This is a genomic window from Citrobacter tructae, from assembly GCF_004684345.1.
Lineage (GTDB): Bacteria > Pseudomonadota > Gammaproteobacteria > Enterobacterales > Enterobacteriaceae > Citrobacter > Citrobacter tructae.
Window position 1 is genome coordinate 2450745 of the sequence record NZ_CP038469.1, and the last position, 21369, is coordinate 2472113.

A 21369-nucleotide genomic window follows, 5' to 3' on the forward strand; every position below is an offset into this window, starting at 1 on the left:
CATGTTGCTCTAGTATCGCATGTTTCGGCAGGCAAGAAAGTGCTCATCTTGCAAAGCCCGATTGATTTAGACGTCTGGATGCCTTAACATCCATCTTATTAACAACGTCGACCGTACCAGACAGACGAAAATGCCACGGCTAACTTAATTACGATAATAAATAACCAATGATTAAACTTTCGAATATCACCAAAGTGTTCCAGCAGGGGACGCGCACTATTCAGGCACTGAACAATGTCAGCCTGCATGTTCCTGCAGGACAGATTTATGGCGTTATTGGCGCCTCAGGCGCCGGTAAAAGTACGCTAATCCGCTGCGTTAACTTACTTGAACGCCCAACGGAGGGCAGCGTACAGGTAGGCGGTCAGGAGCTAACCACGCTTTCTGAATCCGATCTGACCAAAGCTCGTCGCCAAATTGGCATGATTTTCCAGCACTTTAACCTGCTGTCTTCCCGCACGGTATTTGGTAACGTCGCGCTTCCGCTGGAGCTGGACAATACACCAAAAGAAGAGATCAAACGTCGCGTAACGGAGCTGCTGGATTTAGTTGGCCTTGGCGATAAACACGACAGCTATGCAGCCAATCTTTCAGGTGGCCAGAAACAACGTGTCGCCATTGCCCGTGCGCTGGCAAGTAATCCCAAAGTGCTGCTGTGCGATGAAGCCACCAGCGCGCTCGATCCGGCAACTACCCGTTCGATTCTGGAATTACTTAAAGACATTAACCGCCGTCTTGGGTTAACCATTCTGCTGATTACCCATGAGATGGACGTCGTAAAACGTATTTGTGACTGTGTGGCGGTTATCAGCGACGGTGAACTGATCGAACAGGACACAGTGAGCGAAGTGTTTTCACACCCGAAAACCCCGCTGGCGCAGAAATTTATTCAATCCACGCTACATCTGGATATTCCGGAAGATTATCTGGCGCGTTTAAAATCAGAGTCGACAGCCGACAGCGTCCCGATGCTGCGTATGGAATTCACCGGTCACTCGGTCGATGCCCCATTGCTCTCTGAAACGGCCCGTCGCTTTAATGTGAATAACAACATTATCAGCGCGCAGATGGATTACGCCGGTGGCGTCAAGTTCGGCATCATGCTGACTGAAATGCACGGTACGCAGGAAGATACACAAGCGGCCATCGACTGGCTGCAGGAACACCATGTAAAAGTAGAGGTACTGGGTTATGTCTGAGCCGATGATGTGGCTGCTGGTTCGCGGCGTATGGGAAACGCTGGCAATGACCTTTGTGTCCGGTTTTTTTGGTTTTGTGATTGGCCTGCCGGTCGGCGTGTTGCTGTATGTCACGCGTCCGGGGCAAATCATTGAGAACGCGAAGCTTTACCGTACGCTCTCTGCGCTGGTAAACATTTTCCGTTCCATCCCGTTCATTATTTTGCTGGTGTGGATGATTCCGTTCACCCGCATGATTGTTGGCACGTCTATCGGGTTGCAGGCCGCTATCGTCCCGCTGACCGTTGGCGCCGCGCCGTTTATCGCCCGTATGGTGGAAAATGCGCTGTTGGAAATCCCAACCGGGCTGATTGAAGCCTCCCGTGCAATGGGCGCTACACCGTTGCAGATCGTGCGTAAGGTGTTACTGCCGGAAGCATTGCCGGGTCTGGTAAATGCGGCGACGATCACCCTGATTACCCTGGTGGGCTATTCTGCAATGGGCGGTGCCGTCGGTGCAGGTGGTCTTGGGCAGATTGGCTATCAATACGGTTACATTGGATACAATGCTACCGTGATGAATACAGTGCTGGTATTGCTCGTCGTTCTGGTTTATTTAATTCAGTTATCCGGCGATCGCATCGTCCGGGCAGTCACGCACAAATAACGTTGCACACAACACAAAAAAACTCATTAAGAAAAGGAAATAAGCATGGTGTTCAAATTCAAAACCTTTGCGGCAGTTGGAGCCCTGATCGGTTCTCTGGCACTTGTGGGTTGTGGTCAGGATGAAAAAGATCCAAATCACATCAAAGTGGGCGTTATTGTTGGCGCAGAACAGCAAGTTGCGGAAGTCGCACAGAAAGTGGCGAAAGAAAAATACGGTCTGGACGTTGAGCTGGTCACGTTCAACGATTACGTCCTGCCTAACGAAGCGCTGAGCAAAGGCGATATTGATGCCAACGCCTTCCAGCACAAACCGTACCTGGATCAGCAGATCAAAGATCGTGGTTACAAACTGGTTGCTGCAGGCAACACGTTTGTTTACCCGATTGCGGGCTACTCCAAAAAAATCAAATCGCTGGATGAGCTGCAGGAAGGTTCTCAGGTAGCGATTCCAAACGACCCGACTAACCTCGGCCGTTCACTGCTGCTGCTGCAGAAAGTGGGCTTGATTAAACTGAAAGATGGCGTTGGCCTGCTGCCAACCGCGCTGGACGTGATTGAAAACCCGAAAAACCTGAAGCTGGTTGAGCTGGAAGCGCCGCAGCTGCCACGTTCCCTGGACGATGCACAAATCGCACTGGCGGTCATCAACACCACCTACGCCAGCCAGATCGGCCTGACGCCGGCTAAAGACGGTATCTTTGTTGAAGATAAAGACTCCCCGTACGTAAACCTGATCGTAACTCGCGAAGACAATAAAGATGCTGAGAACGTGAAGAAATTCGTTGAGGCGTATCAGTCTGACGAAGTGTACGAAGCAGCAAACAAAGTCTTCAACGGCGGTGCTGTTAAGGGCTGGTAATTTTAGGCTGTTTCCACAATATGTAATATCATCAGGACGGGCGCTTGCCCGTCTTGTCATTTATGCAAGCACCTGATTCAATATCTGACGTTTAGATTATTCATTGAGGAAATATTATGCGTGCTTTACCGATCTGTTTAGTAGCACTCATGCTGAGCGGCTGTTCTATGTTAAGCAGATCCCCTGTTGAACCCGTTCAAAGCACCGCTACCCCGCCGAAAGCGGAGCCGGAAAAACCAAAAGCACCGCGCGCTACGCCGGTAAGAATCATTACTAACGCTGAAGATTTAGTGGGCAAACCGTTCCGCGACCTCGGCGAAGTCAGCGGCGAATCCTGCCAGGCATCGAACCAGGATTCCCCTCCGAGCATTCCAACCGCTCGCAAACGCATGCAGATTAACGCCTCTAAAATGAAAGCAAATGCGGTATTGCTGCACAGTTGCGAAGTGACCAGCGGGACGCCGGGTTGCTATCGTCAGGCGGTTTGCATTGGTTCTGCACTGAACATTTCGGCGAAATGAGCCATTTTCAGTTCGAGCAAATAGGCGTTATCCGCTCACCTTATAAAGAAAAGTTCGCCGTTCCACGCCAGCCTGGTCTGGTGAAAAGCGCCAGCGGTGAGCTTCATTTGCTCGCACCCTATAACCAGGCTGATGCCGTTCGCGGCCTGGAAGCATTCAGCCATTTGTGGGTGATTTTTGTTTTTCACCAGACAATGGAAGGTGGATGGCATCCAACCGTGCGCCCTCCCCGTCTTGGCGGCAACGCCAGAATGGGCGTTTTCGCCACGCGTTCAACGTTTCGTCCTAACCCTGTCGGCATGTCTTTGGTTGAGCTACGGGGCATCCGCTGTCATAAAGAGCACGTCATTCTCGAGCTTGGTGGGCTGGATCTTGTCGATGGTACGCCGGTAGTGGATATAAAGCCGTATTTGCCGTTTGCCGAATCGCTGCCCGATGCGCGTGCCAGCTATGCGCAGGATGCGCCGCAGGCCAGCGTAAACGTGACGTTCAGTGAAGAGATCGCCGGGCAACTGCCTGGGCTTGAAAAACGTTATCCGCATCTTCGTCAGTTTATTGCCGAAGTGCTGGCGCAGGATCCACGTCCTGCCTACCGTAAAAACGAGGAAGAAGGCAGAACCTATGCCGTCTGGCTGCTGGACTTTAACGTCCGCTGGCGCGTCACGCAGTCAGGATTTGAGGTCTTTGCTCTGGAAGCCCGCTAATTTGCGTCGCGTACTCTTTTGACATCCCTTTCTCGCTGGTAAACTAAACCACTTTTGTTTTGTGCCAGGCTCGTTTTGAGCCTGTTCGATCGTCCAACTGGAACCGTAACAACATGCGTACTAGCCAATATCTGCTCTCCACTTTGAAGGAGACACCTGCCGACGCCGAGGTCATCAGCCACCAGCTGATGCTGCGCGCCGGGATGATCCGCAAGCTGGCCTCCGGGTTATACACCTGGCTGCCGACCGGCGTGCGCGTCCTGAAAAAAGTCGAAAACATCGTGCGTGAAGAGATGAACAACGCCGGTGCTATCGAGGTGTTAATGCCGGTAGTTCAGCCTTCTGAACTGTGGGAAGAGAGCGGCCGTTGGGAACAATACGGCCCGGAACTGCTGCGTATTGCTGACCGCGGCGATCGTCCATTCGTACTCGGCCCAACGCATGAAGAAGTCATCACCGATCTGATCCGTAACGAGCTCAGCTCTTACAAACAGCTGCCGCTGAACTTCTACCAGATCCAGACCAAATTCCGCGACGAAGTTCGCCCACGTTTCGGCGTGATGCGCTCCCGCGAATTCCTGATGAAAGATGCGTACTCTTTCCATACTTCTCAGGAATCGCTGCAGGAAACCTACGACGCGATGTATGCCGCGTACAGCAAAATCTTCAGCCGTATGGGTCTGGATTTCCGTGCGGTGCAGGCTGATACCGGCTCAATCGGTGGTAGCGCCTCTCACGAATTCCAGGTACTGGCGCAGAGTGGTGAAGATGACGTAGTGTTCTCTGACAGCTCAGATTTTGCCGCCAACATCGAATTTGCTGAAGCCGTTGCGCCAAAAGAAACACGCGCCGCCGCCACCCAAGAAATGACGCTGGTTGATACGCCAAACGCGAAGACCATCGCTGAGCTGGTTGAACAGTTCAATCTGCCGATTGAAAAAACCGTTAAAACCCTGCTGGTGAAAGCGGTTGAAGGTAGCAGCTACCCACTGGTTGCGCTGCTGGTTCGTGGCGATCATGAGCTGAACGAAGTTAAAGCCGAAAAACTGCCTCAGGTTGCTAGCCCGCTGACCTTCGCTACCGAAGAAGAAATTCGTGCCGTGGTGAAAGCAGGTCCGGGTTCGCTCGGTCCGGTGAACATGCCAATCCCGGTGGTTATCGATCGTACCGTTGCGGTCATGAGCGATTTCGCTGCAGGCGCCAACATCGATGGTAAACACTATTTCGGTATTAACTGGGATCGTGATGTTGCCACACCAGAAGTAGCAGATATCCGTAACGTAGTGGCCGGCGATCCAAGCCCGGATGGTAAAGGTACGTTGCTGATTAAACGCGGTATCGAAGTCGGTCACATTTTCCAACTGGGTACCAAGTACTCTGAAGCAATGAAAGCCGCTGTTCAGGGCGAAGATGGTCGTAACCAGACGCTGACCATGGGCTGCTACGGTATTGGGGTAACTCGCGTGGTTGCTGCGGCTATTGAACAGAACTTTGACGATCGCGGCATTGTATGGCCAGACGCTATCGCGCCGTTCCAGGTGGCGATTCTGCCGATGAACATGCACAAATCCTACCGCGTGCAGGAGCTGGCTGAGAAGCTGTACGCAGAGCTACGCGCGCAGGGTATCGAAGTGCTGATGGACGATCGTAAAGAGCGTCCGGGCGTGATGTTTGCCGATATGGAACTGATCGGGATCCCGCACACCATCGTGCTGGGCGATCGTAACCTCGACAACGATGATATCGAATACAAATACCGTCGTAACGGAGAGAAACAGCTGATTAAAACCGGCGACATCGTTGACTACCTGGTCAAAGCGATTAAAGGCTAACACCAGCAAAAGGCCCTGATTATCAGGGCCTTTTCACTTCATCGATTAATTACATGCTTTACCGGGTATAAATTTAGCGTCTTTATCCGCCATCAGTGTTTTTACCCTCTCACCCGTATCCGGGTTCGCCTCCTGCGTGAAATGTCCTTCAAGAGTCAGCAAGACTGATTGTCCCGTTTCTGTCCGTGCCGATAAATAGTCACGTTCAAGCTGGGCGTTATTCGCCACCGGCATACGTTTACCTGTTGCGCAGTCGGTAAAGATTGCCGCATCAGCCATGTAGAAATACATGCCCCGCATCGGCATTGGCGTGACTGGCAAACTGGCTGAAACCGGCTCAAGGGTATAGTTGAACTGCGATTCGATCGGATTACCTTCACGATCGAGCATTTCCAGCGCCTCGCCTTTTGCCCGGTAGTAAGACTTTTCACCTTTGCTGTCGGTCAGCACCAGCTTATCTGCCGTGCGCGCCCAGGTTCCATAAGAGGCAAAAGAAGACGGTTCATCCCGTACGCCCTGATAACGTTCGTTCATCACCCATGTTCCGTCTTTTTCCAGGAACAGCGAGGTTTCAATCCCTTCGCAGTCGGCACAGGGTAAGATGCCGCGCCAGCTTTGCTGCATCGGTTTTAATTCTGCCGCCCGCGTCGGCTGTAATGCTTCTACTTCAGTGCGATTATTACAGCCGATCAAGGAAAAGAGCGTGCATGCAGCGATTACTGACAATATTGCTGTTTTCACTATAAATTCCTTATGATTTTATTATTCCTGTTCGTCAGTCCTGAGAGCGACGAACTTTCCCACGCAGTGCCTTCACTGTGGATTTTTGCGCCTTCGATGACAACCTGCGCTCTTTCGAGGCGCGCGTAGGGCGGGTTGCCTGTCGGCTTTTTTGCACTGCGGTTAATTCTTTAATTACCGCCACCAGCCGGGCCAGGGCCGCTTCCCGGTTGAGTTCCTGGCTGCGGTATTCCTGTGCCTTGATAATAATGACACCATCGCTGCTGATTAGATGATGACTGGCAGCCAGCAGCCGTTCCTTGTAATACTCTGGCAGGCCAGAGGCCCGAATGTCAAAGCGCAAATGGATGGCCGTCGAAGTCTTATTAACGTGCTGTCCGCCCGCACCCTGCGCCCGAATCGCCGTGATTTCCAGCTCATTATCAGGGATAGAGACATTTCGGGAGATAACAATCATCAACGCTGCTGCCATGCGGACAGATGAATTTCCAGATTGTTCTGAGAGTCTGACAACCAGATAGCGCCATCCTGGATGGTCGCCTGCAGCGTCATGGTGCGACCGGCAAAATCGCTCAGTTGTGCCAGCTGTTCATCATCCAGATACCAGACGGTAAGATTTTTAAACTGGGCGCACTTACTCTGGTTTTGCTGCCACCAGATTTGCGCCGCCCGGCTGTTATAGGCAAACAGGGCAACTTCCGCCGACTGAGTGCAGGCTTTCTTAATACGGCGCTCATCGGGTAACCCCAGCTCAATCCACAGATCAACACCGAGGTGATCGTTGCGCAACCACGCTTCAGGTTCATCTTCCGCACTCAGGCCGCGCGTAAACTGCAGCCGTTCATTGGCATATTTAATCCACGCTAACAGGCGCAGCATCATGCGCTCTTGGGTTTCAGAAGGGTGACGCGCCAGCGTCAATGTCGCGTCAAGAAACTGGTTGCGGTCGAGATCCGCCACGTTGACAACGGCTTTATAAATTGTCGCTTTAAGCGCCATGAGAGAACTCCTTTCGAATCAGGCGCACATTGTAGCGAAAACTGCGCCAAAAGGCTGCTAACAGCTCTTCTATCAAGGCGCTGATATTGCTTGAATGAGTATGGTATAGTCACCTTGCTAAACAGAGTTTATCTTCGTAGGCTTAGACTTGCATCCACGGTTAAGTCAGAGTGCTGACAGGAGGGCATGTGGAAAAATATTGTGAGTTAATACGCAAGCGGTACGCGGAAATCGCCAGCGGAGACTTAGGGTATGTCCCGGATGCGCTGGGCTGCGTATTGAAAGTACTGAATGAAGTGGCGGAAGACAGCGCCCTTTCAGAGTCGGTCAGAGAAAAAGCGGCCTATGCTGCCGCGAACTTACTGGTGAGCGATTATGTCAATGAATGAAACGTATCAACCCATTAACTGTGATGATTACGACAATCTTGAGCTCGCCTGCCAGCACCATTTATTACTGACGCTGGCGCTGAAAGATGGCGAAGTTCTGCAGGCGAAAGCCAATGACCTGGTGTCACGCAAGAATGTGGAATATCTGGTTGCAGACGTCTCAGGTGAAACGCGTGAACTTCGTCTCGACAAAATTGCCAGCTTCAGCCATCCGGAAATCGGTACCGTGGTGGTTAGCGAATCATAACCCTTCTCGCACCTTATCAGGCCTGAATTCACAGGCCTGATAAGCGCAGTGCCATCAGTCATTCCACTCCAGACTCACACCGTTTTCCCCTTCCGCCAGCCCTTCCAGGGTAACAAAGACACCAGCCGCGGCAATCAGCGTTTCACCGTAAAATAGCAACGGAGTGGTATCTCGTCTCCAGGGGGGAATGCCCTGCTCCTGCCAGATTTTTTTGAGCTTACGCCCACCGTTACGCCCGACAATGTGCAATAAGCCGGGAGCTTTAAAGCGAATACTGACGGGTTCATCTGCTCGCGGCATGCGCAATTCACCGCCAGGAACTAACTGCATCGTTCCCAGCCCGTCAGGCAGTACCAGCGGAGCTTGCCAGCATGACCACGGGATCATCGTTTCACTTTGCCCAACGATAGATTTAACCCACCACAGCTGAGACTGATAACGGCGGACTTCGTACTCGCCCAAACGTAAACACGGCGAAGCATCTTCCCGCGCCAACGCCACTTCCTGCCAGATTCGCTCCAGCGCATCGCGAGAAGGCATCGGCGCATTTCGACCAGCCAGCCAACGCCGCAGCAATGCAGCACGCCGTACGTCACTCATCGTCATTAACGGCGCCAGCTGCAAGCTGCCTTGAGCGGTGACACACGCCGCTAAATCGTTATCCAGTAGTTCATCCAGCAAACTTTCCTGCTCAGCACACAGCGCCGCACTGCGGGCCGTCGCCTCGGCGAAGTGCGGCCAGCGCTGTTGCAGTTGAGGGAGAATGCGCAGACGCAAGAAATTGCGATCGTAGGTGTCATCCTGATTACTTTCATCTTCAATCCAGCGTAACCCATGCTCCCGCGCCCAGCGTTCAAGCGCGTCACGCGTTTGCGTCAATAGCGGGCGAATAAGCCGGGTTCCGGCAAACGGCGAACTTTCCCCCATCGCAGAAAGCCCGGCCGGGCCGCTGCCGCGTTTGAGCGCCAGCAGAAAAGTTTCACACTGATCATCAAGATGCTGGGCGGTCATCAGCACCTCATCTGGCAGCAACGTCTGGGCAAATGCCTGATAGCGCGCCCGACGTGCCTGAGCTTCTATACCCAGCCCTTCGTCCTGAAGATGCACCCGCTCAACCACCAGCGGCACCTGCCACTGCGCACAGACCGATTCACAGTGAGTCACCCATTCATCTGCGTGCGGACTCAAACCATGATGGATGTGGATCGCGCGCAAAGCGACGCCGGGGTGCTGTTTTCGCCACAGCACCAGCTGATGCAGCAGTACAGTGGAGTCCAGCCCGCCGCTAAAGGCGACCAGAATCAATTGAGAATTCAGCAGTGAAGTGTTCAGCGTGAGTGTCGTCATGATGGTTACTTACAATGGCATTGCCCGGCACGTTACCGGGCTAACGCCACAATGACAAGCCTTACAGCTCGTACAGTTCAAGCGGTAATCCGTCCGGATCGTTGAAAAAGGTAAAACGTTTACCGGTAAAGGGATCGATACGTACCGGCTCGCATTTCACATCATGGCTTTCCAGATGGGTTATCGACTTTTCCACATCATCTACGCTGAACGCCAGATGACGTAAACCACAGGCTTCCGGTCGGCTCGGGCGGCAAGGCGGAAATGGAAAAGAAAAAAGCTCAATCACGTACTGCCCGTTCAGCGCCAGATCGCCTTTCCAGGAATCGCGTTCTTCCCGGTAGACCTCGCTCATCAGCGTAAAGCCAAGCACATCACAGTAAAATGCCTTACTCACCGCGTAGTCCGTCGCAATAATGGCAATATGGTGAACCTGTTTTAATCCCAGCATAGCGTCTTTGCCTCTTCAATTTTCTTTTCGCACGTTACTTGTCCACAGTCGGTTCAGGCAAATTGTTATGCCATTTTTAGGACTCTCACTCGATACACGCCGTCCTCGCCCAGTTTGGCGCCATGGATATCCGTTTCAAACCCAGGATAATGATGGCCGACAGAACACAACATCAGCAGGAAATCCAGCACCGCCCGGCTTTCTTCGGTGATCATTTCCCCCGGCATCAGCAGCGGTACGCCGGGAGGATAAGGCAGGATCATATTTGCAGAAACGCGCCCCACCAGTTGATCGAGGGTCACGGTCTCCACTTCACCTTTGATCTGCCGCTGCCAGGCCTGATGTGGCGTCATTTTCATTTCCGGCAACGTGTCAAATGCCCGTAACATCAGCCCGGAGAGATCGTGCTGGCGGATCAGATTGTGGATCCCCTGCGCCAGATCCTGAATACGCATATTACGATAAAAATCAGGATCTTCAGCATACAGATCCGGCAGCATATTTTTCACGCGCAAATTCAGATCGTACGAACGTTTGAACTCTGTCAGCCCGCGCAGCAAGCCCATCGCACGGGTTTTATCAATCCCAATACTGAACAGAAACAACAGATTATACGGACCTGTTTTCTCGACGACGACACCACGCTCATCAAGGAATTTCGCTACCAGCGCGGCGGGGATCCCCTCTTCACTCATACTCCCTTGCTCATCCATCCCCGGCGTCAGAATGGTGACCTTCACCGGGTCGAGGAACATGTGGTCGGCGTCAGCATCGACAAATCCGTGCCAGTCTTCGTCAGGTGCCACTGGCCAGCACTCTGCTTCATCCACCCTTTCCGGCTGCCAGATATCAAAGAACCAGCCGTCCGACTCTTCCCGCAACCGCTGAACTTCCTTGCGAAAATGGAGCGCACGCTCGACGGATCGATTGATTAAGCGCTTACCTGAATTGCCACGCAGCATTGCCGCTGCCGTTTCTATCGACGCGACAATCGGGTAACTCGGTGACGTCGAGGTGTGCATCATAAAGGCTTCGTTAAAGGTCTCTTCATCGTAGTCGCCCTTAATGTGGATCAGAGAGGCCTGCGACAACGCTGCCAGCATCTTGTGGGTCGATTGGGTTTCAAAGAACACTTTTCCCGGCACCCGTTCACCGCTCATGCCGCTTTTCCCCTGGTAGATTGGGTGAAAATGGGTGTAGGGTACCCAGGCTGAATCAAAGTGGATAGAAGGCACGTCCAGCGTCTGCTTGATCCAGTTGGTGTTATACAACAGGCCGTCGTAGGTGGAGTTAGTGATCACCGCATGTACCGGCCACTGGGCCTGGGCAGTCTCCCCAACTTTGCGCTCAATACTCTCACGGGTAAATTCCCGACGAGGTATACCACCAAGAATACCCAGCGCATTGCGCGTGGGTTTCAGCCAGATGGGCACCACGTCACTCATCATCAGCAAATGCGCCAGTGACTTATGGCAGTTACGATCAATCAGTAGCGTACTTCCTGTCGGGGCGGCATACATGCCGACAATCTTATTCGACGTCGAAGTACCATTCGTCACCATATAGCTCTGCTCTGCACCAAAGGTGCGGGCAATATACTCTTCTGCCTCCAGGTGCGGACCGGTATGGTCTAGCAGCGATCCCAGTTCGGTCACGGAAATGGAGACGTCAGCTTTGAGCGTATTGCCACCAAAAAAGTCATAGAACAAGCAGCCCACCGGGCTCTTTTGGTACGCCGTTCCCGCCATATGACCCGGCGTACAAAAGGTATACTTCCCTTCTTTCACATAAGTGAACAGCGCTTTGGTAAACGGTGGTGTGATGTTATCGAGGTACTCACCGGTGTACTGGCGAATGCGGGTGGCAATATCTTCGGACTGACCAAGAGCATACTCAAAGAACCACAGCGCCATGCGCAGGTCGTGTGCGCTAACATCCATTGTCGAATGGGTATTGATAAAGGCGTAAAGCGGGAGATATTCGTTAAGCTGGTTGATGTCACTACACAGCTCAAGGCTGTATTCATCCCAGTCAAAAATGACGCCACAAATTCGCGGGTTATGCTCAATAAATTTCAGCAGGTCGACGCTATTCTGCGGCCAGATAATCTGAAATCCCTGCTGCTGCAGCGCACGCTCAAGTTCCTTGATGGGCTCATCTTTATAAAAGACGCCATGCGGTCCCATGATGGCAATGATATTCATGCGTTTCTCCTGGAAAAACCTTAGTTAATCATAGCCTGGTCAAACCGCAGGTAAAAAAAAGGGCCACTGCGTTGTGGCCCTTTTCAGAATAAATGCAGTTTACGCGTAACCGTAGCTCATCAAACGCTGGTAACGGCGGTTTTTCAGTTCTTCCGTGCTTAACACGTCAAGATCGGCCAGATCGGCCAGCAACTGTGCTTTCAGCGACGCAGCCATGACTTCTGGATTACGATGCGCACCACCCAACGGTTCCGGGACGATGGAATCGATAAGCTTCAGCTCTTTCAGACGCGGCGCAACGATACCCATGGCTTCAGCCGCCAGAGGTGCTTTATCCGCGCTTTTCCACAGAATGGACGCGCAGCCTTCCGGCGAGATAACGGAATAGGTGCTGTATTGCAGCATATTCACTTTATCGCCCACGCCGATCGCCAGCGCGCCACCGGAGCCACCTTCACCGATAACGGTACAGATAACCGGCACGCTCAGACGTGACATTTCACGCAGGTTACGCGCAATAGCTTCAGACTGACCGCGTTCTTCCGCGCCCACGCCCGGATAAGCCCCTGGGGTGTCAATGAAGGTAATGATCGGCATCTTGAAACGTTCGGCCATTTCCATCAGACGCAGCGCTTTACGATAGCCTTCCGGCGCTGGCATGCCAAAGTTACGACGGATTTTCTCTTTGGTCTCACGGCCCTTCTGATGACCAATGATCATCACCGGACGGCCATCAAGACGCGCGATGCCGCCGACGATAGCTTTATCATCCGCATAGGCACGATCGCCCGCCAGCTCATCAAATTCATCAAACGCCAGGCGGACATAATCCAGGGTGTACGGACGCTGCGGATGGCGTGCCAGTTGGGCTACCTGCCATGCGCCAAGATCGGCAAAGATTTTGCGCGTCAGTTCTACGCTTTTTTCACGCAGACGATGCACTTCTTCATCGATGTTAATATCCAGTTTCTCATCCTGACGGCTAACCGCAGTCAGAGAATCGATTTTTGCTTCCAGCTCTGCAATCGGCTGTTCAAAATCAAGGAAATTCAGACTCATAGTATTCCTGTATTAGTCAAACTCCAGTTCCACCTGCTCCGAACCAATAAGGCCACGGAGATCGTTTAGCAAACGATCGCTCGGAGAGACACGCCACGTCGCGCCAAAACGCAACCGCGCACGTGCATCCGCCCTCTGATAGTAGAGATGTACTGGAATTGTCCCCGAGCGGTGGGGTTCCAGAGACTGACGGAGTCGGTTTAAAAGCTGGTCATCAATTTGCCTGTCCGTCAGCGAGATAGCAAGCCCGCGAGCATATTTTTCCCGGGCTTCGTCAATATCCATGACTTCACGGGCCATCATTTTAAGCCCACCGCTGAAGTCATCAAAGCTGACCTGTCCGCTGACGATAAGTATGCGGTCTTTTTCCAGCAAATGCTGGTATTTATCCAGGGCCTCGGTAAACAACATCACTTCCAGACGCCCGGAACGGTCATCCAGCGTACAGATGCCGATACGATTGCCGCGCTTGGTGACCATTACCCGCGCAGCAATGACGAGCCCCGCAGCCGTGGTGACTTTACCACGTTCTGTCGGATGCATGTCTTTCAGCCTGTGGCCTCCGACATAGCGCTCAATTTCTTTTAAATACTGGTTGATGGGGTGTCCCGTCAGGTAAAGCCCTAACGTTTCACGCTCACCGTCTAATACCACCTGTTCCGGCCACGGCGTACAGTTGGCATAAGATTGTTCAATTTGTTCCGGTTCTTCCGCCAGTACACCAAACATATCGGCCTGACCGATAGCTTCGGCTTTTGCGTGCTGATCGGCAGCTTTAAGCGCATCGTTCAGCGAATTCATCAGCGCGGCGCGATGCGGACCAAGGCGGTCAAACGCCCCGGACATGATCAGTTTTTCCAGCACCCGACGGTTTAGCTTTTTAATATCCGTACGGGCACAGAGATCGAACAGCTCGCGGAAATAGCCACCTTTGTTACGCGCTTCAATAATAGCTTCAATAGGTCCTTCACCCACGCCTTTTATCGCGCCGATGCCATACACAATCTCGCCATCATCATTCACGTGGAAATGATACAGCCCGGAGTTGATATCCGGCGGCAGGATTTTCAGCCCCATGCGCCAGCATTCATCCACCAGTCCGACCACTTTCTCGGTGTTATCCATATCAGCGGTCATTACCGCTGCCATAAACTCGGCGGGGTAATGCGCTTTCAGCCATAGCGTCTGGTACGAGACCAGCGCATAGGCTGCGGAGTGCGATTTGTTAAATCCATAACCGGCGAATTTCTCCACCAGGTCAAAGATTTTCATCGCCAGTTCGCCGTCTACGCCGCGCTTCTTCGCCCCTTCTTCAAAGGTGCCGCGCTGCTTGGCCATCTCTTCCGGTTTTTTCTTACCCATCGCACGACGCAGCATGTCCGCGCCGCCAAGAGTATAACCAGACAGCTCCTGGGCAATCTGCATGACCTGTTCCTGATACAGGATAATGCCGTAGGTCGGCTCCAGAACCGGTTTCAGGCACTCATGCTGCCATTGTACATCCGGGTAAGATATCTCTTCTCGCCCGTGCTTACGGTCGATAAAGTTATCTACCATCCCCGACTGCAGAGGACCAGGACGGAACAGCGCCACCAGGGCTATCATATCTTCGAAACAGTCAGGCTGCAGACGTTTGATCAGATCTTTCATGCCGCGGGATTCAAGCTGGAAGACGGCAGTCGTCTCCGAGCGTTGCAGCATATCAAAACTTTTTTTATCGTCGAGCGGGATGGCGGCGATATCAATCGGCTCCAGCCCCTGCTTTGCCCGACGCGGGTTGATCATTTTCAGCGCCCAGTCGATGATCGTCAACGTACGCAGACCCAGGAAGTCAAACTTCACCAGCCCGGCGTATTCCACGTCGTTTTTATCGAACTGGGTTACCGGATGAAGACCTTCTTCATCACAATAAAGCGGGGCAAAATCAGTAATTTTAGTGGGCGCGATAACCACGCCACCCGCATGCTTACCGGCGTTACGCGTGACGCCTTCCAGCTTACGCGCCATGTCGATCAGCGCCCTGACCTCTTCGTCCGCCTCGTAGATTTCTGGCAGTTGCGGCTCAGCTTCAAAGGCTTTTGCCAGCGTCATCCCCGGATCGGGTGGTACCAGTTTTGAAATACGATCCACAAAACCGTACGGGTGGCCCAGTACACGCCCCACGTCGCGGATAACCGCTTTTGCAGCCATTGTACCGAAGGTAATAATCTGCGAAACCGCGTCGCGACCATACATTTCTGCCACATGTTCAATAACCTGATCGCGTTTCTCCATACAGAAGTCAACGTCGAAGTCGGGCATTGAGACACGTTCCGGGTTAAGGAAACGTTCGAACAGCAGATCAAATTCCAGCGGGTCGAGGTCGGTAATCTTCAGCGCATAGGCCACCAGCGACCCCGCACCGGAACCACGTCCCGGCCCTACCGGCACGCCGTTGTCTTTCGACCACTGGATAAATTCCATTACGATCAGGAAGTAGCCCGGGAAGCCCATCTGGTTGATAACCTGAAGTTCAATCTCCAGACGCTCATCATAGGGTGGGCGTTTCTCTTGACGCTCGGCTTCGTCCGGGAATAAAAACGCCAGACGCTCTTCCAGCCCTTCGCGCGATTTTGCCACGAGGAAATCCTCGGTGGTCATATCCCCGGTCGGGAACTGCGGCAGGAAGTACTCGCCCAGACGCACCGTCACATTACAACGTTTAGCTATCTCGACGGTATTTTGCAGCGCTTCCGGGATGTCGGAGAATAGATCGCACATCTCCTCTTCGCTGCGCATATACTGCTGCGGCGAATAGTTGCGCGGGCGTTTCGGATCATCAAGTGTGAAACCATCGTGGATCGCCACGCGGATCTCATGCGCGTCGAAATCTCCGGTTTCAAGGAAGCGAACATCGTTGGTCGCCACAACGGGCAAGCCCCGCGTTTCGGCCAGAGCCACCGCGGCATGCAGATAATTTTCTTCGTCTTGCCTGCCCGTGCGGATCAGTTCCAGAAAATAACTATTGGGAAAATGTTCTTCATAAAACGCCACGCACTCATCAACCAGTGCGCTGTTGCCGCGCAGCAGACTGCGTCCGACGTCGCCCATACGACCACCGGACAGCAAAATCAAACCTTCTTTTAACTCAACAAGCCAGTCTTTGTCGATGACTGGCCCTTCTGCGCCATAGCCGCGCTGATAAGCTTTTGAGATAAGCAGCGTGAGATTCTGATAGCCCGTATTATTGGCAGCCAGCACGGTGAGCTGCGTGAGTTCATCACCAAACTGTTCACTACGAACATGAAAATCAGCGCCAACAATTGGCTTAATGCCCGCACCGTGACCCGCTCCGTAAAACTTCACCAGACCACACAGGTTGGTGAAATCGGTGATCGCCAGCGCAGGCATGCCCAACGCGGCAGCCTTTTTCACCAGCGGCCCGGTTTTCGCCAGCCCATCAATCATGGAGTAGTCGCTGTGCACCCGCAGGTGGACGAAACGTGGTTCAGACATCTTCAGATTCCGGTTTACTTATTCTTGCCACAAGAATCAGGACGTGAGTCCCAGTGCGCGTTTGACAGGAGCAAAGCTGCGACGGTGATGCTCGATAGCACCGTGTTCAACTAGCGCAGCCAAATGAACAGCGGTTGGGTAGCCTTTGTGCTGCGCAAAGCCATACTGCGGAAAAACAGCATCCAGCGCCGCCATCTCAGCATCGCGAGTGACTTTTGCCAGGATTGACGCAGCGCTGATCTCCGCCACGCGACTGTCCCCTTTTACCACCGCCATCGATGGCATCGGTAAGGCCGGGCAACGATTCCCGTCAATCAGCACGTATTCTGGCGTAATATGCAAACCCGCTACCGCACGCTGCATCGCCAGCATGGTGGCATGCAGAATATTCAGCTCGTCGATTTCATGCGGTTCCGCACGGCCAAGACTCCAGCTTAACGCTTTTTCTTTGATTTCATCGTAAAGTGACAGACGACGCTTTTCAGACAATTTTTTGGAGTCGTTGAGACCAATAATCGGACGCGCCGGGTCAAGAATGACCGCAGCAGTCACCACGGCCCCAACCAAAGGACCCCGTCCTACTTCATCCACACCCGCGACTAAATGCGTATGTGGATAAACAAATTCAATCATTGTGCTAACTCCAGAACTGCATCCGCCGCCTGTTCATCGGCATTGCAACGGATCTGCTGGTGCAGGTCGCGGAACGTATCGTGCATCGCATGGCTGGTTTTGCCATTCGCCAGCAACGGCTGCAGCGCTTTCGCCAGCGCCTGAGGTTCGCACTCATCCTGCAACAGTTCTTTGACTAATTCTCTTCCCGCCAGCAGGTTCGGCAACGAAACATAATCGGTTTTCACCAGACGCTTCGCCAGCCAAAACGTGAAGGGTTTCATCCGGTAGCCGACAACCATCGGACACTTCGCCAGCATACATTCCAGTGCTGCCGTGCCCGAAGCCAGCAGCGCAGCATCGCTGGCAACCATCGCTTCGCGTCCCATCCCATTGAGCAGATGTACGGAAAGTTCCGGTGCAACTTCAGCTTTGATGCGCTCAAACTGTTCTCGCCGTTTGGCATTCACCAGCGGCACGACCACTTCAAGATCGGGATACTGTTGGCGTAACAGCTGTGCCGTTTTCAGAAAATCGGCGCTGAGCATTTCCACTTCTGCGCCACGGCTTCCTGGTAATAACGCCAGGCAGTGTGCATCATGGGGAATACCCAGCACATCGCGAGCCGCGTTTTTATCCGGATCCAACGGCATGGCGTCCGCCATGGTGTGACCGATAAAGCGGCACGGAACATTAAATTTGTCATAAAACGCTTTTTCGAAAGGTAGAAAGGCCAGCACCATATTGGTGGATCTACCTATTTTGAAAACGCGTTTCTGTCGCCATGCCCATACGGAAGGGCTGACGTAATGAATGGTTTTAATGCCCTGTTTTTTCAGGTTACCTTCAAGGGTAATATTGAAATCAGGTGCATCAATACCGACGAAAACATCCGGCTTGAGATCGGTGAAGCGGCGAGTCAGATCGGCACGAATATGCAGTAAATGGCGCAGACGTCCGAGCACTTCAACAATGCCCATCACCGCCAGTTCTTCCATTTCGTACCAGGCTTCGCAGCCTTCGGCCTGCATCAGCGGACCCGCCACGCCAACAAAGCGGGCATTGGGTACACGCGCCTTGAGCGCACGAATTAATCCGGCACCAAGAATATCGCCGGAGGTTTCTCCGGCGACAAGGGCAATCGTTAAAGGACGCTGTGCAGTCATTAACGAATCAGGCCACGCGTTGAGCGTTCAAAGAAATCGCTGAAAGCCTGAACATCGGGGTACTGCTTCGCCAGTTCGGCGATTTCCGGTTTCGCTTCTTCCAGCGTTTTGCCGCTGCGGTACAACGCTTTGTAAGCATTGCGGATCGCGGTAATCGCTTCGCGGGTGAACCCACGACGCTTCAGCCCTTCGATATTGACACCAAATGGCGTCGCGTGGTTGCCCTGGGCAATAACGTATGGCGGAACATCCTGAGCTACGCCAGAACAACCGCCGACCATCACGTGCGCACCGATGATGCAGAACTGATGCACCGCCGTCATCCCGCCAATGATAACAAAATCATCCAGTGAAACATGTCCGGCAAGCGTGGCGTTATTCGCCAGAATACAGCGATTACCAATCGTACAATCATGCGCGACGTGCGCGTTGATCATCAGTAAGTTATCGCTGCCCACCTTCGTCAACCCACCGCCCTGCACTGTGCCACGATGAATGGTGACGCTTTCGCGAATGCGGTTGCGATCGCCAATTTCCACACGGGTTGGTTCGCCAGCATACTTCAGATCCTGGTTTACTTCGCCGATGGAGGCAAACTGATAGATCTCATTATCGCGACCAATTTTAGTATGGCCATTCACGACAACGTGAGACTTCAGTACGGTACCCTCACCAATTTCAACGTGGGGTCCAACAATACAAAAAGGACCAATGTGGGCATTAGCACCAATACTGGCGCCCTCTTCCACAATGGCGGTCGGGTGAATAAAGGCGGATTTATCAATCACGTATCAGGCCTCCCGGCTACGGGCACACATCATCGTTGCTTCGCACACAACTTTACCGTCGACCAGCGCAACCCCTTTAAAACGGGTCAGGCCGCGGCGCGTTTTCTCGAAAGTCACTTCCATGATCATCTGATCGCCTGGCACGACAGGACGCTTGAAGCGTGCTTCATCGATACCTGCAAAATAATACAGCTCGCCCGGCTCCAGCTTTCCTACGCTTTTAAACGCCAGAATACCTGTTGCCTGCGCCATTGCTTCCAGAATCAGCACGCCAGGGAAAATCGGTTTACCCGGGAAATGGCCCTGGAAGAAAGGCTCGTTAACGGATACATTTTTCACTGCGCGCAGAAAACGACCTTCTTCAAAATCCAGCACACGGTCAACCAGCAGAAACGGAAAACGGTGCGGCAGAAGCTCTAAAATCTCTTCAATTTGCAGAGTATGAGTGTTAGTAGTCAAAATACTCTTCCTGTCAAAATATACTAAAAGGCAATAATAACACGGCCTGCCGCAATCGTATGAATGTGACAGGCCGTAAAGTCAGACATGCGTAAAACGATGCTTTAGTCTTGTTGATTAACCTTGCGTTCAATCGCCTTGAGACGCTTGCTCATATCATCAATATTCATCACCAGCGCCGCTGTTTTACGCCATACCTTGTTGGGTTGTAGCGGAATGCCTGAGGAGTAGACGCCCGGTTCAGTGATAGGACGCATCACCATACCCATGCCAGTCACCGTGACTTTGTCGCATATTTCCATATGCCCATTAATCACGCTGGCGCCGCCAATCATGCAGTAACGGCCAATCTTCAGGCTACCCGCCATAATGACGCCACCGGCTACTGCCGTATTGTCGCCAATCACAACGTTATGCGCAATCTGGCACTGGTTATCAATGATAACACCATTGCCGATCACGGTATCGTCCAGAGCGCCACGATCGATGGTCGTGCAAGCGCCGATCTCGACACGATCGCCAATAATCACGCGACCAAGCTGCGGGATCTTCACCCAGTTGCCACGATCGTTCGCATAGCCAAAGCCGTCAGAACCGACGACAGTGCTGGACTGGATCAGGCAATTTTCACCGATCTGGATGTCGTGGTAAATCGTCACATTCGCCCACAAGCGTGAGCCTGCACCGATTTTTGTATTTTTTCCGACGAAGCTTCCTGCACCAATAACCACGTTATCGCCCAGTTCGACGCCAGACTCGATGACCGCATTTGCGCCAACAGAGACATTCTTACCCAGCTTCGCCGTCGCATCAATTACTGCACTGGGTGCAATGTCCTGCGCCGGCTGAGGCGTGGTATCTAAAATTTGCGCCATTCGTGCATAGGTCAGGTAGGGATTATTCACTACCAGCGCGGCACTCTTAGCAAAAGGAAGATCGTCCTGCGTCATCACAACGGCAGAAGCCTGGCACAGGCTTAAGTGATCACGGTACTTAGGATTCACCATGAACGTGATATTGCCAGTTTGCGCAGATTGCATGGACGCTACGCCGGTGATGACGATATCGCCATCACCGTGTAATTCTGCATCCAACTGCTCTGCTAAATCAGCCAGTCGAATTGAAGGCATTACTTATTTAACCTGTTTCAGTACGTCAGCGGTGATGTCTTTTACATCGCTGCTGTTGTAAGCAACGGTGTTTGCGTCAACGACCAGATCGATACTCTGGCTGCTAGCGACAGATTTCACAGCAGTCTGGATACGTGTAACCAGTTTGCCACGTTCTTCGTTGGAACGACGTGCACGATCCTGCTCAAAAGCTTGCGCTTTCTGAGAGAAAGTCTGGCGCTGAGCCATAACGTCTTTTTCCAGCTTGGTACGATCGCTACCTGCTTTCATGGATTGCAGACGCTGCATTTTAGATTGCAGGTCGGATTCCATGCGCTGCAGTTCGCTGGCGCGGCCTTTGAACTCGTTTTCCAGCGTGCTAGAAACACCAGTCTTCTGCGCCACCTGTTGGAACAGGCTACCCATATTGACGATTGCAATTTTGTCAGCAGCCTGTGCGGACGTTGCCATCGCTAAACCGAGACCTGCAGCTAATAACCACTTTTTCACAATAAACTCCTTACCATCCCATTTGCACCC

Annotated in this window: 22 protein-coding genes; 8 read left to right on the top strand and 14 right to left on the bottom strand. The window is 52.7% G+C overall.

All coding sequences use genetic code 11. The annotated features are described in order from the left end of the window. The first annotated feature begins 167 nt into the window (after window positions 1-167). From metN to proS, 6 genes are all read left to right on the top strand, one after another. Window positions 168-1199, top strand: coding sequence for a methionine ABC transporter ATP-binding protein MetN (gene metN, locus E4Z61_RS12565; RefSeq protein WP_135323063.1), 1032 nt, complete (start codon window positions 168-170; stop codon window positions 1197-1199). After that, window positions 1192-1845 carry a methionine ABC transporter permease MetI gene (locus E4Z61_RS12570; RefSeq protein WP_003018471.1) on the top strand — a complete coding sequence of 218 codons (654 nt, stop codon included), beginning with the start codon at window positions 1192-1194 and terminating at the stop codon, window positions 1843-1845. Before metN ends, E4Z61_RS12570 begins: the two co-directional genes overlap by 8 nt. Window positions 1846-1890: 45 nt before the next feature. Continuing rightward, window positions 1891-2706 carry a methionine ABC transporter substrate-binding lipoprotein MetQ gene (gene metQ / locus E4Z61_RS12575; RefSeq protein WP_135323064.1) on the top strand — a complete coding sequence of 272 codons (816 nt, stop codon included), beginning with the start codon at window positions 1891-1893 and terminating at the stop codon, window positions 2704-2706. A 116-nt stretch (window positions 2707-2822) separates the two neighbouring features. Further along, the gene (gene rcsF, locus E4Z61_RS12580; RefSeq protein WP_043018504.1) at window positions 2823-3227 is read left to right on the top strand and encodes an Rcs stress response system protein RcsF; all 405 of its coding nucleotides are present in this window, start codon (window positions 2823-2825) and stop codon (window positions 3225-3227) included. Then, a complete protein-coding gene (tsaA, locus tag E4Z61_RS12585; protein ID WP_135323065.1) occupies window positions 3224-3931 on the top strand; it encodes a tRNA (N6-threonylcarbamoyladenosine(37)-N6)-methyltransferase TrmO in 708 nt (235 codons plus the stop codon). Before rcsF ends, tsaA begins: the two co-directional genes overlap by 4 nt. 113 nt (window positions 3932-4044) lie before the next feature. Continuing rightward, window positions 4045-5763 carry a proline--tRNA ligase gene (gene proS / locus E4Z61_RS12590; RefSeq protein ID WP_135323066.1) on the top strand — a complete coding sequence of 573 codons (1719 nt, stop codon included), beginning with the start codon at window positions 4045-4047 and terminating at the stop codon, window positions 5761-5763. 45 nt (window positions 5764-5808) lie between these two features. Here the strand turns inward: proS and nlpE are convergent, their stop codons facing one another. The 3 genes from nlpE to E4Z61_RS12605 are packed head-to-tail and all read right to left on the bottom strand — an operon-like array spanning window position 5809 to window position 7503. Then, complete coding sequence (nlpE, locus tag E4Z61_RS12595) at window positions 5809-6507, bottom strand: envelope stress response activation lipoprotein NlpE (RefSeq protein WP_135323067.1); 699 nt, start codon at window positions 6505-6507, stop codon at window positions 5809-5811. A 31-nt stretch (window positions 6508-6538) separates the two neighbouring features. Beyond that, complete coding sequence (gene arfB, locus E4Z61_RS12600; protein ID WP_135324935.1) at window positions 6539-6961, bottom strand: alternative ribosome rescue aminoacyl-tRNA hydrolase ArfB; 423 nt, start codon at window positions 6959-6961, stop codon at window positions 6539-6541. Continuing rightward, entirely contained in the window at window positions 6961-7503 is a 543-nt protein-coding gene (locus tag E4Z61_RS12605; protein WP_135323068.1) for a YaeQ family protein, read from the bottom strand. Before E4Z61_RS12605 ends, arfB begins: the two co-directional genes overlap by 1 nt. A 188-nt stretch (window positions 7504-7691) precedes the next feature. Here E4Z61_RS12605 and E4Z61_RS12610 point away from each other — a divergent pair, with 188 nt between their 5' ends. Continuing rightward, window positions 7692-7892: a YaeP family protein gene (locus E4Z61_RS12610; RefSeq protein WP_096758222.1), complete on the top strand. Its 201-nt coding sequence runs from the start codon at window positions 7692-7694 to the stop codon at window positions 7890-7892. Beyond that, a complete protein-coding gene (gene rof, locus E4Z61_RS12615) occupies window positions 7879-8139 on the top strand; it encodes a Rho-binding antiterminator (RefSeq protein ID WP_135323069.1) in 261 nt (86 codons plus the stop codon). Before E4Z61_RS12610 ends, rof begins: the two co-directional genes overlap by 14 nt. Before the next feature lie 54 nt (window positions 8140-8193). On the opposite strand, the gene tilS is transcribed toward rof, so the two are convergent. From tilS to skp, 11 genes are all read right to left on the bottom strand, one after another. Beyond that, a complete protein-coding gene (gene tilS, locus E4Z61_RS12620; RefSeq protein WP_135323070.1) occupies window positions 8194-9486 on the bottom strand; it encodes a tRNA lysidine(34) synthetase TilS in 1293 nt (430 codons plus the stop codon). 61 nt (window positions 9487-9547) lie between these two features. Beyond that, on the bottom strand, window positions 9548-9937 hold the full coding sequence (locus E4Z61_RS12625) for a VOC family protein (RefSeq protein ID WP_135323071.1): 390 nt from the start codon (window positions 9935-9937) through the stop codon (window positions 9548-9550). 65 nt (window positions 9938-10002) lie between these two features. After that, window positions 10003-12141 (bottom strand): lysine decarboxylase LdcC, encoded by a 2139-nt coding sequence (gene ldcC, locus E4Z61_RS12630; RefSeq protein WP_135323072.1) that lies wholly within the window; start codon window positions 12139-12141, stop codon window positions 10003-10005. A gap of 99 nt (window positions 12142-12240) precedes the next feature. Beyond that, window positions 12241-13200, bottom strand: coding sequence for an acetyl-CoA carboxylase carboxyl transferase subunit alpha (gene accA / locus E4Z61_RS12635; RefSeq protein WP_135323073.1), 960 nt, complete (start codon window positions 13198-13200; stop codon window positions 12241-12243). 12 nt (window positions 13201-13212) lie between these two features. Then, entirely contained in the window at window positions 13213-16695 is a 3483-nt protein-coding gene (dnaE, locus tag E4Z61_RS12640) for a DNA polymerase III subunit alpha (protein ID WP_135323074.1), read from the bottom strand. A gap of 36 nt (window positions 16696-16731) precedes the next feature. After that, window positions 16732-17328, bottom strand: coding sequence for a ribonuclease HII (gene rnhB / locus E4Z61_RS12645; protein WP_135323075.1), 597 nt, complete (start codon window positions 17326-17328; stop codon window positions 16732-16734). Next, complete coding sequence (lpxB, locus tag E4Z61_RS12650) at window positions 17325-18473, bottom strand: lipid-A-disaccharide synthase (protein ID WP_135323076.1); 1149 nt, start codon at window positions 18471-18473, stop codon at window positions 17325-17327. The genes rnhB and lpxB overlap by 4 nt, the downstream gene beginning before the upstream one ends. After that, complete coding sequence (gene lpxA, locus E4Z61_RS12655; RefSeq protein ID WP_135323077.1) at window positions 18473-19261, bottom strand: acyl-ACP--UDP-N-acetylglucosamine O-acyltransferase; 789 nt, start codon at window positions 19259-19261, stop codon at window positions 18473-18475. Before lpxA ends, lpxB begins: the two co-directional genes overlap by 1 nt. A 3-nt stretch (window positions 19262-19264) precedes the next feature. Continuing rightward, window positions 19265-19720: a 3-hydroxyacyl-ACP dehydratase FabZ gene (fabZ, locus tag E4Z61_RS12660; protein ID WP_000210739.1), complete on the bottom strand. Its 456-nt coding sequence runs from the start codon at window positions 19718-19720 to the stop codon at window positions 19265-19267. Between the two features lie 104 nt (window positions 19721-19824). Further along, the gene (gene lpxD, locus E4Z61_RS12665; protein ID WP_135323078.1) at window positions 19825-20850 is read right to left on the bottom strand and encodes a UDP-3-O-(3-hydroxymyristoyl)glucosamine N-acyltransferase; all 1026 of its coding nucleotides are present in this window, start codon (window positions 20848-20850) and stop codon (window positions 19825-19827) included. A gap of 3 nt (window positions 20851-20853) precedes the next feature. Next, entirely contained in the window at window positions 20854-21339 is a 486-nt protein-coding gene (gene skp, locus E4Z61_RS12670) for a molecular chaperone Skp (RefSeq protein ID WP_096758233.1), read from the bottom strand. Window positions 21340-21369: the final 30 nt, after the last annotated feature.

Excerpts from the sequence above, each read along its gene's own strand:
- lpxB (WP_135323076.1), bottom strand. The coding sequence starts at position 18,473 with ATGACTGCACAGCGTCCTTTAACGATTGCCCTTGTCGCCGGAGAAACC.
- E4Z61_RS12570 (WP_003018471.1), top strand. The coding sequence starts at position 1,192 with ATGTCTGAGCCGATGATGTGGCTGCTGGTTCGCGGCGTATGGGAAACG.
- arfB (WP_135324935.1), bottom strand. The coding sequence starts at position 6,961 with ATGATTGTTATCTCCCGAAATGTCTCTATCCCTGATAATGAGCTGGAA.
- ldcC (WP_135323072.1), bottom strand. The coding sequence starts at position 12,141 with ATGAATATCATTGCCATCATGGGACCGCATGGCGTCTTTTATAAAGAT.
- tilS (WP_135323070.1), bottom strand. The coding sequence starts at position 9,486 with ATGACGACACTCACGCTGAACACTTCACTGCTGAATTCTCAATTGATT.
- rcsF (WP_043018504.1), top strand. The coding sequence starts at position 2,823 with ATGCGTGCTTTACCGATCTGTTTAGTAGCACTCATGCTGAGCGGCTGT.
- rof (WP_135323069.1), top strand. The coding sequence starts at position 7,879 with ATGTCAATGAATGAAACGTATCAACCCATTAACTGTGATGATTACGAC.
- proS (WP_135323066.1), top strand. The coding sequence starts at position 4,045 with ATGCGTACTAGCCAATATCTGCTCTCCACTTTGAAGGAGACACCTGCC.
- tsaA (WP_135323065.1), top strand. The coding sequence starts at position 3,224 with ATGAGCCATTTTCAGTTCGAGCAAATAGGCGTTATCCGCTCACCTTAT.
- dnaE (WP_135323074.1), bottom strand. The coding sequence starts at position 16,695 with ATGTCTGAACCACGTTTCGTCCACCTGCGGGTGCACAGCGACTACTCC.
- E4Z61_RS12625 (WP_135323071.1), bottom strand. The coding sequence starts at position 9,937 with ATGCTGGGATTAAAACAGGTTCACCATATTGCCATTATTGCGACGGAC.
- accA (WP_135323073.1), bottom strand. The coding sequence starts at position 13,200 with ATGAGTCTGAATTTCCTTGATTTTGAACAGCCGATTGCAGAGCTGGAA.
- lpxD (WP_135323078.1), bottom strand. The coding sequence starts at position 20,850 with ATGCCTTCAATTCGACTGGCTGATTTAGCAGAGCAGTTGGATGCAGAA.
- metQ (WP_135323064.1), top strand. The coding sequence starts at position 1,891 with ATGGTGTTCAAATTCAAAACCTTTGCGGCAGTTGGAGCCCTGATCGGT.
- metN (WP_135323063.1), top strand. The coding sequence starts at position 168 with ATGATTAAACTTTCGAATATCACCAAAGTGTTCCAGCAGGGGACGCGC.
- E4Z61_RS12605 (WP_135323068.1), bottom strand. The coding sequence starts at position 7,503 with ATGGCGCTTAAAGCGACAATTTATAAAGCCGTTGTCAACGTGGCGGAT.
- rnhB (WP_135323075.1), bottom strand. The coding sequence starts at position 17,328 with ATGATTGAATTTGTTTATCCACATACGCATTTAGTCGCGGGTGTGGAT.